Origin of the sequence: Calothrix rhizosoleniae SC01 (genome assembly GCF_900185595.1) — a bacterium.
Classification (GTDB): Bacteria; Cyanobacteriota; Cyanobacteriia; order Cyanobacteriales; family Nostocaceae; genus Calothrix_A; species Calothrix_A rhizosoleniae.
Map to the genome: position 1 here is coordinate 26487 of NZ_FYBH01000172.1, position 14153 is coordinate 40639.

The 14153-nt window shown below is 40.5% G+C and carries 14 protein-coding genes; 8 read left to right on the top strand and 6 right to left on the bottom strand.

Annotation, left to right across the window (positions count from 1 at the left end; translation table 11 throughout):
• Window positions 1–17: 17 nt before the first annotated feature.
• Window positions 18–650, bottom strand: a complete 633-nt coding sequence (locus CALSC_RS10525; RefSeq protein ID WP_088241302.1) for a DedA family protein — start codon at window positions 648–650, stop codon at window positions 18–20.
• 603 nt (window positions 651–1253) lie between these two features.
• Between CALSC_RS10525 and CALSC_RS10530 the strand changes: the two genes are divergently transcribed.
• Window positions 1254–1607: an STAS domain-containing protein gene (locus tag CALSC_RS10530; protein WP_088241303.1), complete on the top strand. Its 354-nt coding sequence runs from the start codon at window positions 1254–1256 to the stop codon at window positions 1605–1607.
• Window positions 1608–2135: 528 nt separating this feature from the next.
• Here the strand turns inward: CALSC_RS10530 and CALSC_RS10535 are convergent.
• A complete protein-coding gene (locus tag CALSC_RS10535) occupies window positions 2136–2696 on the bottom strand; it encodes an Npun_F5560 family protein (RefSeq protein ID WP_088241304.1) in 561 nt (186 codons plus the stop codon).
• Between the two features lie 249 nt (window positions 2697–2945).
• Window positions 2946–3293 carry a 30S ribosomal protein S6 gene (rpsF, locus tag CALSC_RS10540; protein WP_088241305.1) on the bottom strand — a complete coding sequence of 116 codons (348 nt, stop codon included), beginning with the start codon at window positions 3291–3293 and terminating at the stop codon, window positions 2946–2948.
• 326 nt (window positions 3294–3619) lie between these two features.
• Between rpsF and CALSC_RS10545 the strand changes: the two genes are divergently transcribed.
• Window positions 3620–4408, top strand: coding sequence for a fumarylacetoacetate hydrolase family protein (locus CALSC_RS10545; RefSeq protein ID WP_088241306.1), 789 nt, complete (start codon window positions 3620–3622; stop codon window positions 4406–4408).
• A 122-nt stretch (window positions 4409–4530) separates the two neighbouring features.
• Here the strand turns inward: CALSC_RS10545 and CALSC_RS10550 are convergent, their stop codons facing one another.
• The gene (locus tag CALSC_RS10550) at window positions 4531–5001 is read right to left on the bottom strand and encodes a Tic20 family protein (protein ID WP_088241307.1); all 471 of its coding nucleotides are present in this window, start codon (window positions 4999–5001) and stop codon (window positions 4531–4533) included.
• Window positions 5002–5376: 375 nt separating this feature from the next.
• The gene (locus CALSC_RS10555; protein WP_088241308.1) at window positions 5377–5574 is read right to left on the bottom strand and encodes a hypothetical protein; all 198 of its coding nucleotides are present in this window, start codon (window positions 5572–5574) and stop codon (window positions 5377–5379) included.
• Window positions 5575–6103: 529 nt separating this feature from the next.
• On the opposite strand from CALSC_RS10555, the gene glyA reads away from it, so the two are divergent.
• From glyA to CALSC_RS10570, 3 genes are all read left to right on the top strand, one after another.
• Window positions 6104–7387: a serine hydroxymethyltransferase gene (gene glyA, locus CALSC_RS10560; protein ID WP_088241309.1), complete on the top strand. Its 1284-nt coding sequence runs from the start codon at window positions 6104–6106 to the stop codon at window positions 7385–7387.
• 281 nt (window positions 7388–7668) lie between these two features.
• The gene (locus CALSC_RS10565; protein WP_088241310.1) at window positions 7669–8922 is read left to right on the top strand and encodes a competence/damage-inducible protein A; all 1254 of its coding nucleotides are present in this window, start codon (window positions 7669–7671) and stop codon (window positions 8920–8922) included.
• Window positions 8923–9070: 148 nt separating this feature from the next.
• Window positions 9071–10609: a gamma-glutamyltransferase gene (locus CALSC_RS10570; protein ID WP_088241311.1), complete on the top strand. Its 1539-nt coding sequence runs from the start codon at window positions 9071–9073 to the stop codon at window positions 10607–10609.
• A gap of 248 nt (window positions 10610–10857) precedes the next feature.
• Here the strand turns inward: CALSC_RS10570 and CALSC_RS10575 are convergent, their stop codons facing one another.
• A complete protein-coding gene (locus tag CALSC_RS10575; RefSeq protein ID WP_235006755.1) occupies window positions 10858–11184 on the bottom strand; it encodes a helix-turn-helix domain-containing protein in 327 nt (108 codons plus the stop codon).
• Between the two features lie 150 nt (window positions 11185–11334).
• Here CALSC_RS10575 and CALSC_RS27820 point away from each other — a divergent pair, with 150 nt between their 5' ends.
• The 3 genes from CALSC_RS27820 to CALSC_RS10590 are packed head-to-tail and all read left to right on the top strand — an operon-like array spanning window position 11335 to window position 14057.
• Entirely contained in the window at window positions 11335–12549 is a 1215-nt protein-coding gene (locus CALSC_RS27820) for an FAD-binding oxidoreductase (RefSeq protein ID WP_088241312.1), read from the top strand.
• A gap of 53 nt (window positions 12550–12602) precedes the next feature.
• A complete protein-coding gene (locus CALSC_RS27825; protein WP_088241313.1) occupies window positions 12603–13094 on the top strand; it encodes an FAD-linked oxidase C-terminal domain-containing protein in 492 nt (163 codons plus the stop codon).
• Between the two features lie 15 nt (window positions 13095–13109).
• Window positions 13110–14057 carry a fatty acid desaturase gene (locus CALSC_RS10590; protein WP_088241314.1) on the top strand — a complete coding sequence of 316 codons (948 nt, stop codon included), beginning with the start codon at window positions 13110–13112 and terminating at the stop codon, window positions 14055–14057.
• Window positions 14058–14153 lie beyond the last annotated feature (96 nt).

The following is a 14153-nucleotide window of genomic DNA, read 5'->3' on the forward strand; positions in this document are numbered from 1 at the left end:
AATGCAATCAAAACACATCATTCCTCACTCCTGACTTCCTTCACTTGGCGAGATTCTAACCACAGAGGTATCAGTATTAAAGCCAACAGAAGCAATAAAGCCAAAAGGGCAAATTGGCTTACCCAAGTTACTAATTGCTCTAGAGAGATGATTTTGCCGGCGAAAAAAGCCAATGTCACCATCACACTAGCCCAAGCTGTAGCTCCTGCTAGGTTATACATCATAAATTTTCCAAAAGGCATTTCTGCTATACCAGCTAGTGGAGCAGAAAAAATTCTGAGTAGTGCAAAAAAACGACCAAAAAACACTGCTTTAGCAGCATTTTCACTGAATTGCTCCTTAATATTAACTATTTTGGCTTCTGAAATCCTGAAAACCCCTGCTAGTTTCACCAACAAAGACCACCCACCAATCCGACCAATCCAGTAACCAAAAGTACCCCCAATTACTGCACCCGCAGTGGCATCACTGAGAACTAACCAGTAATTCAGCTCATCACTACCAGCAAGAAACCCACCTACTAGGGTTACGGTTTCACCAGGAAGGGGAATACCTAAATTTTCTAACAAAATTCCTAAAAAAATCGCCCAGTAGCCATACTCGTGAGCAATGTCTTGGATATTTTCTAGTGATACGAATTCAAGAGACATCGACCACCACAGCCTTTACAAATGTTTATTTTTATCATCTATCTTGGCTTGGATTGAGGTGTGGTGTCAACGTGAAGGAAGAGGGAAGAAGGAAGAAGGAAGAAGGTTTTTATATTTGTCAGAAGCTTGGATTCCTCCCAAACTCCTTCCGTCGTAGACGACGGGGCTTTTACCCACGGGCTGTTGGGGCTGTCTGTTTCCCCAACGGGACTTGGCTTAGTATTTAGAATTGGACAAACCATAACTAATATCTAATATCAAGTATAGATTTTTGACTATTTTATTCAGAAATCGGTTACCACATTTATGAATTTAATGAACAAAATTTTCAATATTTCATTAAAATTTCATATAATATTGCGTTAATGATAAATTTTTTGTAAAAAGTAAAAATGTTACCATTTTTCTCCCAGTGTTATGAATATATTTATGGAAGATTTAGACAGTTTATAGGGCATGAGTACTGATTACACTTTCCTCAATTGTATATCAGTGACAAACTAACTATTTGGGTAAGTCATTGATATTTAATTTGTGATCAACATTAGTACTTGTGTCAATTTGTTTTTTTTGGAAATTAGTTTAAATTACTCGGTTAAAAATATGCTCCTAACAAAGGAAGTTCAAATAGTTTTATTCAAACCAGAAGGACGTATTGATTTACAGGGTGGAATGGTTTTGAGTGCCAAAATGACGGAAGTTGAGCCCCAGCCAAACCAACTGTGGATCATCGATTTGCTAGCGGTAGATTTTATGGATAGCTCTGGCTTATTTTCCTTAGTTAAAGGATTAAAAGTTGCTCAACAAAGTGGTTGTCGTTTGGTAATTTGTAACTTACAAGCATCTGTACGCTTGGTTTTAGAGCTTACACAATTGGATTCAGTATTTGAAATTTTTCACACTTATGAAGATGTACTCATGACTCTAGACAACAAGAGTATGACTTCTGCTCACTAGAAATAATATAACTTTTTGCCTGGTTGTCAGGAAACTAAGCAGTAGCTTTACCAAAAAATTAGATCTAAAGCCCCGTCCTTTGAGGACGGCTTTTTGATATGATTGTATTGTCTGAGTTAAAATATCCAACCATACAGGACGACCCAAATGGGTGAAACACGATGGGTAGGGAAACAATAAAGACAGCTCGGTAGCGAACACGAGTGTAAACATAGCTGGCGAAATCAACAAAGTAGCAATCCAGAAAAGTTAAAGCTTTTCCACTCTTGTCTGATCAAATAAAATGTATCGTGGGGCGCACGATAACTCTAGGCTGAATATTCTAGTACGCCTCTGGAGACGCTACCCTCTGGGATTATCTAAGTTAAGCCTGCTAATTGTTTCTATTGAACTATTAGACGGTTTAAGTATTGCTCGCAAGAGATAGATGATTTAAAGGTCTGTTTAAGAAAGAGGAAACCTAAATAGTGATATTTAGAATCTCCGCTCCTTGAGGATGGAGAGAACGTCAAAGCCAGACAATCCAATTTAAGAATTTGGTACTGGAGAAATATTGCTTTCAGCAGATAGAGGGCTAGGAAAATTAGGTAAATCAATGCCGCTATGGTTGTTAGTACGAGTTTTAAGTGCCAAACGGTAACTGACACTTTGTAATTCTGCTTGGAGTTGGCGATTTTCCTTTTTGAGACTGGCTACCTTCTCCCTGATAGGTGCCATACGCTCTTCAAACTTATGGCGGTAAATTTGTGGCAATTCTTGGACAACCTGTTCCAACATCCGAGTCCGATCTGTTAATTCTTGAACTGTCTGTCTCAATTGATAAATTTCTGTATCCCGTGATGTAATCTGTTCCTGATAAAAATTAACTTGTTGCTCAACCGCCTCTAACTGTTCTTGTAAGGCTTGTACCTCAGCTTGATTATTTGCAGATGCTTCAATTTGGGGTACAAAATTATTATTGCCCTTTACGAGTCGAAAGAGTTCGCAGGATAGTTGTTGCACTAATTGATCACGCAATTGCAACTCTTGTCGCAGTTTTGATACTTCTTCCGAAAGGGATTGAATTGTGGGATTGTCAGTTTGGCTCACAGTAAATTCTACTTCCCGTATTTTTTTTAATGCTTTGGCATAGTTCAGATGAACAAGCCCTTAGCCCTTGCAGGACTACTGTAGGACTTGGGGTGTAGGGTGTAGGGGAAGAATTCCCGTAATCTGGGTATAAGCCCTTGCTTTTAACTAATGGGGTTCCCTATATCGTACACCCTATCCCTTACACCCCGTTCATAAATCCCTATCCCCACCCTATCAAAAGTTAAAGGTGGAGACTTTCGCGTTAAGTTAAACAGCAGTGGGAGTAACAGCTTCAGTCTCTTCGACTTCTATTGCTTCCGCTTCTGTCTGATCTTGCTTGATTGTGAGGTAACGAATTACTTCTTCACTCAAACGCATGGCACGTTCCATAACAGCAATAACTGTGCCTGGTCCAGTATAATTCATCTGAATGTAGATGCCATCGCGATGTCTATTGATTTCATAAGCAAGACGACGCTTACCACGATTTTGGATTTCAATATCACTTGCACCAGCTTCCTTGATCAAGTTTTCGTATTTAGCGATCGCTTGTGTTACCTGCTCATCTCCCATATCTGGACGCAGGATGTACATTGTTTCGTAAAAAACTGACATTTTGACTTTATTCTCCTTACGGACATATTGGCTGCTGATGTCAATTCTTAACTGGCTGTGTTATAAGATACCAGTAATTATCAACATCAAAGGCAGCAAGGAATTATAATCTTACCAGCTTTCAATTTGTATCGTTAACCCCATCGATTAAATTTATGCTTTGTGATAACCTCAGAAAAATTTTGAATCAGTTCATCTATTACAGCGTAGTGACTAGTAGTGGTAATAGTTGAGAGGTAATGATCCCAGGAACTTGTAAACAGTTCATGGGTAAAGAAAGAAAAACTAGGGTTTGATTCTAAACAAGAGGATATAAGTCAAAAGTTATGGCGCAGCGTTATGTGCGAATTCAAAATCAGGAAGGGAAGATTTTCTATGGTTTACTACAAATATCACTAAATGTTCAATTATTGGATGCACCTCCTTGGCTAGGAGGACAACCAACAGATGTGTATTTAGAAGTAGATAATTATCTGATTTTAGCTCCTTGCTCTCCCTCTAAAATTGTGGCAGTGGGCAAAAATTATGCGGCTCATGCTGCGGAAATGGAAACAGAAGTACCAGAGGAACCATTAATATTTATGAAGCCTCCTACCTCTGTAATTGCCTGTGACAAAGAGATTCATTATCCTCCGCAATCACAAAGAGTAGATTATGAAGGAGAATTAGCCCTAATAATTGGCGATCGCGTTTTTAATTGCGCTCCAGAAAAAGCTCACACCAAAATCTGGGGTTACACTATTGCTAATGATGTGACAGCAAGAGATTTACAGAGAAAAGATGGGCAATGGACAAGAGCTAAGGGATTTGATACCTTTTGTCCTTTAGGTCCTTGGATTGTACGGGAGTTGAATCCAGGAGCAAGATTACAAACTTTTTTGAATGATGATACTAAACCCGTACAATCAGCCTGCATTGATGAAATGGTGTTTTCTCCCGATGTATTGGTTTCCTATATTAGCCAAGTGATGACTCTGTTACCTGGAGATGTAATCCTGACAGGAACTCCTGTGGGAGTAGGTGAATTGCATATAGGCGATCGCGTCCGCATAGAAATAGAAGGGATTGGTCGCCTAGAAAATACAGTTACAGCCAACACCCATAAAAAGCTCTGAAAAACTGGATATCAATCCCCAAATTCATCTGTGGAGAAGAAATAAGCTGACTATTATTTCCAGGCTCTGGTTTGAGAAATGGGGTCAATCCAAAATTGCATGACAAATTTATTGATGGTGTTCTAACGCACTTGCATATACACAGCATCAGATATGGTGGGAATTTCTGCATAACGTCCCATCAGTGATTGAGCCAGAGAATAAACCACTGCGACTATGATTCCCAAGAAGACTGTAGTTGAAAGGGTTTGAATCGCAAATTGACCAGATATTATAGCCACTATTTGCATTAATATTCCACACAAAAAGATGGAAATACCTAACAAAAGGGATTGCATGGTGTTAAAGCGAATGAAATGACTAATTTTTTCGTTCCTAACCACAAAGATAAATAAACCAATGAAAATTAGTAGTCCAACATAAGGTATTCTATAAATTTCTAATAAAGGCGCAATAGGTCGAAACAATATTTCCAGAAATGGAAACTGTCTGATTAAAAACCCACCATATCCATAAACTGCAACTAGAGGTAAGAAATAAGGTAAACAAGCTAAAATCCTATCTTTAACTGTTGTTGAGCCGCGCCAAGTCATTTTATATATTCTCCTACGATTCAGAATCATCTCTTGAACCTAGGATAACGCAGTTATTTGACATTCTGCTCTGTAAAGTATGAACAAGCCAGAGATTACTTCCTACTTCACCAGGAGCATGAGAGCGGTTATCCCTCAGTAGGCTTACACGGTAGAGCCATCCGCGTTTTTAGATATTATTATTCAGATATTAAATTATTTGTGGCTCTCTCAATCAGTGCTTGTTTTTTGCATAAAAATCAAGAGATTATTCGTTAATTATCATATTGATTATAGCTTTAATTATGCATAAAATATATGAAAAAGTGTTGACAATTGTCTAGAAAAACAGTACCCAGCTCAAAGCTCCCCTTGTTAATTTGAAAATCAAGTATCTTATTCGATTTGGGCAACCCGGAAACCCATCACACATTCAAACTGCTCCGACTGTTGTTCTGCTACCTTCTTAACTGCTTGACCACAGTAAAGTCGTCCTCTACGCCAACGTGGTTGTCCAGTTTGATCTGCAAGTAAGCAAGACTGACATACCTGACCAGGTGCGAGAATTTGATTATCCGTTAAAATAACTAACATCCAATACCTCCGGGGAAATTTCCATTTCTAGCAGTATTTTTTTATAATTGCCAGTTTGGATTTTCTAGCACTGATATACATGAAGATGTGCAAGGAATCTAAATGATAATTTTTTCTGATTCTTGCTTGCTATTGCTCCTTGGTTCTTTTATGGAATTTTATCAAGGTGGGCAGCTACTACCTGCTTTAGGGAGTAATCCTCGTTCTCAAAAATCTAGCAATTATGGCAATTATGTTAATTTTATTTTGATTAATTAACTATATTGTATTGGTTATTTTTGGTTATACTTTTAATTTTTAGTAAAAGGTAATACGTATTTGCAGTACGTCATATCATAAATACAGGGGTTGAAATCCTCTAAACTTCTAATGGAATGGCTAAATTTTGTCCTATCAGGTGCAAAATTACAATGCTAATTCCCTGCAAACCAGTTATTAACTAGCAAAGTCAATAGTTAAACAAGTTTGCTAAATTACTTAGTTTTATCTCAAACTAAGTATAGTGTAAATTTCCTTCAGGATAACTCTAGTGACTAGAAACAACTCAGAATTTCTTTCATCTACCGATCCTACAGTTGCGGAGTTGATTAACCAAGAACTCCAACGTCAGCAGGATCACTTAGAGTTGATTGCTAGCGAAAACTTCACTTCCCCAGCAGTAATAGCTGCTCAGGGTTCGGTATTGACAAATAAGTATGCCGAAGGATTACCTGGTAAACGTTATTACGGTGGTTGTGAATTTGTCGATAAAATTGAGCAAATAGCAATTGACCGCGCCAAAGAATTATTTGGTGCAGCCTATGCCAATGTCCAGCCTCATTCTGGTGCCCAGGCAAATTTTGCTGTATTTCTGACTCTATTAGAGCCAGGGGATAAAATCATGGGTATGGATTTGTCTCACGGAGGACACCTAACCCACGGTTCCCCTGTTAATGTTTCCGGAAAGTGGTTTCAAGCTTGCCATTATGGTGTTAATAAAACAACGGAACAGCTAGACTATGACCAAATTCGAGAGCTGGCGCTAAGGGAGCGCCCTAAGCTTTTGATTTGTGGCTATTCAGCTTATCCACGAATTATTGATTTTGAGAAGTTCCGTAGCATTGCAGATGAGGTGGGAGCCTACTTACTGGCAGATATTGCCCATATTTCCGGTTTAGTAGTGACTGGTCATCATCCCAATCCCGTTCCTTATTGTGATGTAGTTACTACTACTACCCACAAAACTTTACGGGGTCCCCGTGGTGGTTTAATTCTCACCCGCGATGTAGAATTGGGCAAAAAATTGAACAAATCTGTTTTCCCTGGGACTCAAGGTGGTCCTTTAGAACATGTAATTGCTGCCAAAGCAGTTGCTTTTGGAGAGGCACTGAAACCTGAATTTAAAGTCTACTCTGGGCAAGTAATTGAAAACGCTCAAGCTTTGGCAAATCAACTACAAGCTCGTGGCATTAAAATTGTTTCCAATGGCACTGAAAATCATTTAATGCTGTTAGATTTACGTAGCATTGGCATGACAGGCAAACTGGCAGACCAGTTAGTTAGTGGTGTGAATATTACCGCCAACAAAAATACTGTTCCTTTTGACCCAGAATCACCTTTTGTTACTAGTGGTTTACGTTTAGGATCCCCCGCAGTAACTACAAGGGGTATGGGAGTAGCAGAATTTATAGAGATTGGTAACATTATTGCTGATCGCCTGCTGAGTCCTGATTCTGAGGAGGTAGCAGCAGATTGTCGTCGTCGGGTGGCAATATTGTGCGATCGCTTCCCCTTATATCCCCATCTTAATGCTCCTGTAGCAGCCATAGCTTGATGAAGAAGCAGGGTAGCCCGATGAAGAAGCAGGGTAGCCCGCTTTGCTAGGGAGCAGAGTGCAAGGGGGAGTCAAAGAAATAGATTCAGTACAGAAGTTGGATAATTTATTTCTGTGATTTCCTTAACCGCGAATCTGTCCCTTGGCAAAATATTTTCACAATTGGCAAAAAATATTTTTGCCAATTTTTTTGTCATCATAGACAAGGGCTGAATCTGAATCTAATTACTTGCGCGTAGCGCTATATAATCCACAATCTAAAATCTAAAATCCAAAATTTCATGAGTGCAGAAATAATTTGTGTGGGTACAGAACTATTATTGGGCGATATTTTAAATGGCAATGCTCAATATTTGGCGCAGCAACTAGCACAGTTAGGGATTCCCCACTACTATCAAACCGTTGTCGGGGATAATATTGCCAGAATTAAACAAGCGATCGCTATTGCTATGTCCCGATCACAAATTCTCATTTTTACCGGCGGTTTGGGGCCCACTCCTGATGATCTGACCTGTGAAGCGATCGCAGATTTTTTTGGTTCTCCTTTGGAAGAACGTCAGGAAGTCCTGGAGGAATTGCACCAGAAATATGCAGCTCGGGGACGAGTTATGGCTCAGAATAATCGGAAGCAAGCTTTGATACCTCAAGGGGCAGAAATTTTACCTAATCCGACGGGCACAGCACCAGGGATTATTTGGCAACCCCGTCCAGATTTAACTATTTTCACCTTTCCCGGTGTTCCCAGTGAAATGCATCGCATGTGGGAGGAAACGGCAGTTCCCCATCTGAAAAATCAAGGTTGGGGTCAAGAAGTGATTTACAGCCGGATGTTGCGATTTTGGGGAGTTGCAGAGTCTACTTTAGCGGAAAAAGTTGCTCCCTATCTGGATTTGCCTAACCCCACGGTAGCGCCCTATGCCGGGAAGGGTGAAGTTAGGCTGAGAATTTCCGTTAAATCAGCTAATCCCGATGCAGCTGAGGCTTTAATTACACCTGTTGCTCAAGAAATTCAAGCAATTACCGGATTAGATTACTATGGTGCCGATGATGACAACCTCGCTTCCGTGGTGGGTGAATTATTGCGTCAAAAGGGAGAAACTGTAGCAGTGGCAGAATCTTGTACCGGCGGTCTTTTAGGACAGATGTTAACGGAAATTTCTGGTAGTTCTGATTACTTCCGAGGTGGGGTAATTGCTTATGATAATTCGGTGAAAATGGGATTGTTGGGAGTGAACCCACAGGACTTGGAGAAATTGGGTGCAGTTAGTGGGACAGTTGCGGAACAAATGGCTGCGGGGGTGCGATCAAGCTTAGGAGCCACTTGGGGGTTAAGTATTACGGGTATTGCTGGTCCTATGGGGGGTACGGAGAGCAAGCCTGTGGGATTGGTTTATATTGGTTTAGCTGGGCCAGAGGGGGTAACTAGTTTTGAGAATCATTTTGGTGCAAGGCGGGGTCGGTCTTTGATTCGTCATTTTAGTGCTTGTATGGCTTTGGATCGTTTGCGGAGAATCCTGTTACAGAATTCTCAGTAGATCGAAAAGTTACCAAGTTCAGGCTGCAAGGGAGCAGGGGGAGTGTGAAGAGTGTGGGGAGTGTGGGTTAATTCCTAAAGACAACCTAGGGATACTAGTCTAGTTGTACAATTCCATATATCATACACATCTTTTATTTCCTATTCCTATGGCACGGATAAGTATTGCTTCCGGTTCTCAAATATCAGCTGACGCTGGCGCTAGGGTTGCCGATATGGGAGGGAATGCTGTTGATGCCGCCCTGGCTGCGACCCTGGTTTCCATGTGTACTGATTTAGGGGTTATGGCTCCAGGAGCCAGTGGTTTCATTTCTATCTGGGATCCCGAGCATGATCCTGTAGTCATTGATGCCTATGCAGAGATGCCAGGTAGGAGACTAGAGCAAGAACGTTTTGGTCAGGAAATGCATGAGACCTTTTTTGACTATGGAGGTAGTGACGTTATCCGCACCATTGTTGGTTATGGTACTATCGCCACCCCAGGGATTTTTGCGGGTTTGGGCATGGCGAACCAACGATATGGGAATCTTCCCTGGGCAAATGTAGTTGCTCCAGTTTTGCAATGGACGGAACAGGGATTTCCCTTATTAGGTGGTGCTGCTGATTACTTATTGCATACTCACCAAGCAATCTTTAGTTGGCATCCTGAAACTTACCAAGCATTCCACCATGCAGATGGTAGTCCCCTCCAGGAAGGAGAAATTGTTCATATTCCCCATCTTGCCCATAGCTTGCGCCTGATTGCTGAGTCTGGTGTAAAAACTCTGTATACAGGGGAATTAGCACAGCAAATTGTTAGTCACATACAAGAACATGGAGGATTGTTAACAGCTGCTGACCTTGCAGCTTATCAGGCAATTGAGCGATCGCCTATTCCTATAAACTGTGATGATTGGGAAATTGTGACTAATCCTCCCCCTGCTGTGGGTGGAGTTTGTTTAGCAGCAATGCTATTACTACTGAATGACAAGTCTTTACAAGTATGGGATACAGCAACAGTACAAAAAGTATCGCAAATCCAACAAGCTGTCCTCGGATACCGTCAGCAACATTGTCATGGAGAGAATAATTCTGGAGCTGAAGCGGCACAACTATTGTCATTAGCGAAGCAAGGAGATTTACAAGCATTAATCACATCTCCGTCAACTATCCATGTCTCAGCCGTAGATAGCAACGGTTTAGCTTGTTCTGTCACCGCTTCTGCTGGTTATGGTTCCGGGGTTATGGTGCCTGGAACAGGATTGTGTTTTAATAATTCTTTGGGAGAAATGGAACTTCATCCCCAAGGATTACACAGCTTATCCCCAGGAACTCGCCTGACTTCCAACATGGCACCAACCATTGCCCGTCATCAGGATGGCACAGTACTTGCTATTGGTTCCCCTGGTGCTTCTCGAATTACCACAGCCATCGCCCAAGTACTATTAAACTTTATTCATTTAGGGATGTCCTTAGAGGAAGCGATCGCCCATCCTCGACTCCATTATGAAGTATTAGCGCAGCAACCAACCATGGTTGGGGAATCAGGGCTACCTATGGAGGAAATAAAAGGATTTGTCACATTCCAATTTCCTGAACTTTCCATGTATTTTGGTGGAGTGCAAGCTAGTTTGTGGCATCCTTCCTTGGGTTTATCCGCAGCTGCCGATCCTCGGCGAGCTGGTGGCGTTGCTTATGGAGGGATGTAGGAAAGCAGGGAGCAGGGAGCAGGGAGCAGGGGGAGTGAAGCAAGTAGTTCAAGTGTAGAAATTGGGTAATTTATTTTTTGGTGTTCCCCTAGAAACCCGGTTACTTGGGTTTTAAGGTTGACTTTACAAATAACCTCTTATGAGGCTTTAGGGTTAATAATATTCATTTTTTCTTTTCGCCATTTATGCACACTTTTTTTAACAGCTTCTATTTCTGCAAAATCTACTTCCATGGTTGCAGCTGTAAATTATACACCTAAAGCAGTACTGACTTCGAGGATTTCTCCAAAACTGGCAGATTGATAATCCGTATCCTCATACTCTTTAACTATTTGTTCATCAATTCCTAAAATATCAGCCAGTTCTTGCTGACTAATGTTTGCCGCTATCCGAGCTTTTATTAATACATCTGGCAGCTTATTTAAGGAATTAATTTGAATTTTAAAAGGTGTGCTGGTGTCGCAATTAATAAGTCTTTCGTATTCTATAATTTGTTCTTTTAAATCGTCAACTTGAATTTGGTAAGAGTCTCTGTGAAGTTGACAACGCTTTGGTTTTGTTTTTAAATAACACAAGAAAAATTAGACTTCAGAAAAGTTTTATCGGCTATTTACTGCTAGCGATCGCGCTAATTGTTTTTTAAACTATTTCCCAAGCAAGATTATCAACCCATTGTCAATTGTCATTTACTATTACCATTGAGTTAGCGATCGAGAAATAGACCAATGACAGAAAATAAAGACCTTATCTGGGGGCATAAATGGGGTTATCGAGATACTTCCTTAAAGATTAGTGAAGATCGTTCGGTAATGATGACGGGAAGTCGCTATGCTCTTTCGGGCTACAAAATGCCCTATCTAATTCCTTATATCGAAGAATTATTAGACATTAAAATCGAACCACAAGATACCCTCTCAGAAGTTTCGCCACCATACATTACACCGCCTCATATTCAACCTGATTTTTGCCAAGCTATTAAAGATTCATTTCCTCCCCATCAATATAGCTTGAAAAATTCAGAACGTCTGCTACACAGTCATGGACAAACTACCTTTGAAGAAGTTCACAAAGTTCTCTATAACAGGCTAGAACGAATAGTAGACATGGTGTTTTACTGCGAGTCTAGCGTAGATGCTCAAAAACTAATCGAACTAGCGACTCAATACAATGTTTGCCTAGTACCATTCGGTGGTGGAACTAGCGTTAGTTGTGCTTTAAAACTTCCTCCTACAGAAACTCGCACTATCGTCTCGGTAGATATGAAGCGGATGAATCGAATTGAGTGGATTGATCGAGAAAATCTGCGTGCTTGTGTTCAAGCAGGAATTACGGGCAAACAGTTGGAAGCTGAGTTAAATGAGCAAGGTTTTGTTTGCGGACACGAACCCGATAGTTTGGAACTATCTACCTTGGGAGGCTGGATTGCTACCAATGCTAGTGGGATGAAGAAAAATCGCTATGGCAACATCGAGCAAATCGTAGAAAATATCACTCTCTTAACACCCACAGGTACTATCGAACAAGTTGCACCAACGCCCCGTGCCTCTATGGGAATGCAACTACACAATCTCTTATTTGGCAATGAAGGTAACTTGGGGCTGATTACCCAAGCAGTAATTAGGATTCATCATCTACCCGAGGTGACTAAATACGGTTCGCTACTTTTTCCTAATTTTGAATTGGGGGTTAAATTCCTCTACGAATTAGCTCATAGTGGATTTATGCCCGCTAGTATTCGCTTAGTAGATAACAATCAGTTTCGTTTTGGTCAGGCATTAAAGCCCAAGGCTACTGGTAGCAAAGCCTATATTGATAAACTAAAAAAACTCTACGTACTAAAAGTGCGAGGTTTCGATCCGCAGCAGATGGTAGCTGCTACTATCGTCATGGAAGGTAATGCAGAAGAAGTTGCTTATCAAGAAAAAATATTTATCGATTAGCTAGAAAATATGAGGGGTTAGCCACAGGAGCGACTAACGGGCAACGGGGCTATATGCTTACCTATGCGATCGCTTATTTAAGAGATTTTTTCTCTTCCCAATATATCATTGGCGAAACTTTTGAAACCTCTGTACCCTGGAGCAATATTCAAAAAGTCTGCAACGGTGTAGAGCAAAAGCTTATCGAACTGCATCATCAGTATAATTTACCTGGTAAGCCCTATCTCTCTTACCGTATCAGCCAGTCTTACCATACAGGAGTCTGTCTCTATTTTATGTTTGGTGTTTACATCAAAGGAGTAGAACAGCCAGAGGTAATTTGCGGTCAAATAGAGCATTCCCTACGGCAAACTATCATAGCTAATGGAGGCTCTATTTCTCATCATCACGGAGTAGGTAAAATTCGCCAAAATTTTATGCAGGATACTTTATCTCCTGCCAGTATCGAATTACTACATCAAATTAAACAATCTACCGATCCGCAAAATATTTTTGGCATTCGTAACAATGTTTTTGCGGAAAAAAAAAGTCGCGATTGCCATTAATGATTTAATTAAACTATGTTTGCAGAAAAGGCAATTTCTCTCAAATCTCAACCCCAGTGGATTCAGCAAGGAGTCAAGCTGGGCAATGCCTATCACTATCGTCAGAAAAAAACGGCAATTCACAATAGTCTAAATATTGCGATGCTGATTTTGATCTTGGCATTTGCAGGTAGTCTTTTATACTTGGGTACTGTGCTTGAGTTTTGGCTATATATTCCCTTGGGTGCTGTTGGGTTGGGTTGGGTTTACTTTATGCTCTTTATTTTAGTGGTGCATGAAGCCTCCCATAATATGTTTATCCTGCGCAAAAATCTCAAACAGGCAAGAGCCTGGAATCGATGTTGTGGTTTGCTTGTCTGTATTCCTTTTGGGACTGAATATATCAAGCATTGGGAAGTAGGACATCAAATCCATCATGGCTATCCCGTCGAGCCACAAGATCCACAAAATTGCCCAGAGACTGTTTATACGGGAAATAAGTTATTCAAATATCTAGCGAAAGTTCTCTTCATTCCTGGCTACGCTATTTTACGGATTGATTATTCTTGTCCCGCAGAAAAAGCATATGGCAGCAATTGGCAGTTAACTCTAAGTTCGGTAATAGTTTGGTTTGTCTCAATGAGTTTGGAGACAATTTTATTAGATTGGCAAGTTGCGCTCGCCTCTTTTTTGGGCATTCAAGTATTAATTATCTTAAATACGATTAAAATTACCATCGAACATGGTGGTGCGGTAGGTTGCAGAAATAATTATTGGCTGCGATCTTGTAGTTCTTTTTTCCCTCTCAGAAAAATATTGATGCCCTTTAATATTTCCCTTCATTTCGAGCATCATCTCAATTATTGTGTTCCCTGGTATGATTTAATCAAATACCACCAACAAATGGAAGTAATCGTACCTCCTGAGCTTCAGCAAGATGTTTACAAATTTAATGGTGAAGTATGGCAACAAATCAATTCTTGACAATATATGAACAGATTTAATCATAAAGTCGTTCTGATTACAGGAGCATCATCAGGTATTGGTGCTGCTTTAGCTCAAGAATTCGGTTCACAACTG

Bases quoted from the DNA above. Each gene is read 5' to 3' on its own strand.
- CALSC_RS10550 (WP_088241307.1), bottom strand. From the start codon at position 5,001: ATGACTTGGCGCGGCTCAACAACAGTTAAAGATAGGATTTTAGCTTGT.
- CALSC_RS10525 (WP_088241302.1), bottom strand. From the start codon at position 650: ATGTCTCTTGAATTCGTATCACTAGAAAATATCCAAGACATTGCTCAC.
- CALSC_RS27820 (WP_088241312.1), top strand. From the start codon at position 11,335: ATGACAGAAAATAAAGACCTTATCTGGGGGCATAAATGGGGTTATCGA.
- CALSC_RS10590 (WP_088241314.1), top strand. From the start codon at position 13,110: ATGTTTGCAGAAAAGGCAATTTCTCTCAAATCTCAACCCCAGTGGATT.
- CALSC_RS27825 (WP_088241313.1), top strand. From the start codon at position 12,603: ATGCTTACCTATGCGATCGCTTATTTAAGAGATTTTTTCTCTTCCCAA.
- CALSC_RS10565 (WP_088241310.1), top strand. From the start codon at position 7,669: ATGAGTGCAGAAATAATTTGTGTGGGTACAGAACTATTATTGGGCGAT.
- CALSC_RS10570 (WP_088241311.1), top strand. From the start codon at position 9,071: ATGGCACGGATAAGTATTGCTTCCGGTTCTCAAATATCAGCTGACGCT.
- CALSC_RS10545 (WP_088241306.1), top strand. From the start codon at position 3,620: ATGGCGCAGCGTTATGTGCGAATTCAAAATCAGGAAGGGAAGATTTTC.
- rpsF (WP_088241305.1), bottom strand. From the start codon at position 3,293: ATGTCAGTTTTTTACGAAACAATGTACATCCTGCGTCCAGATATGGGA.
- CALSC_RS10530 (WP_088241303.1), top strand. From the start codon at position 1,254: ATGCTCCTAACAAAGGAAGTTCAAATAGTTTTATTCAAACCAGAAGGA.
- CALSC_RS10555 (WP_088241308.1), bottom strand. From the start codon at position 5,574: ATGTTAGTTATTTTAACGGATAATCAAATTCTCGCACCTGGTCAGGTA.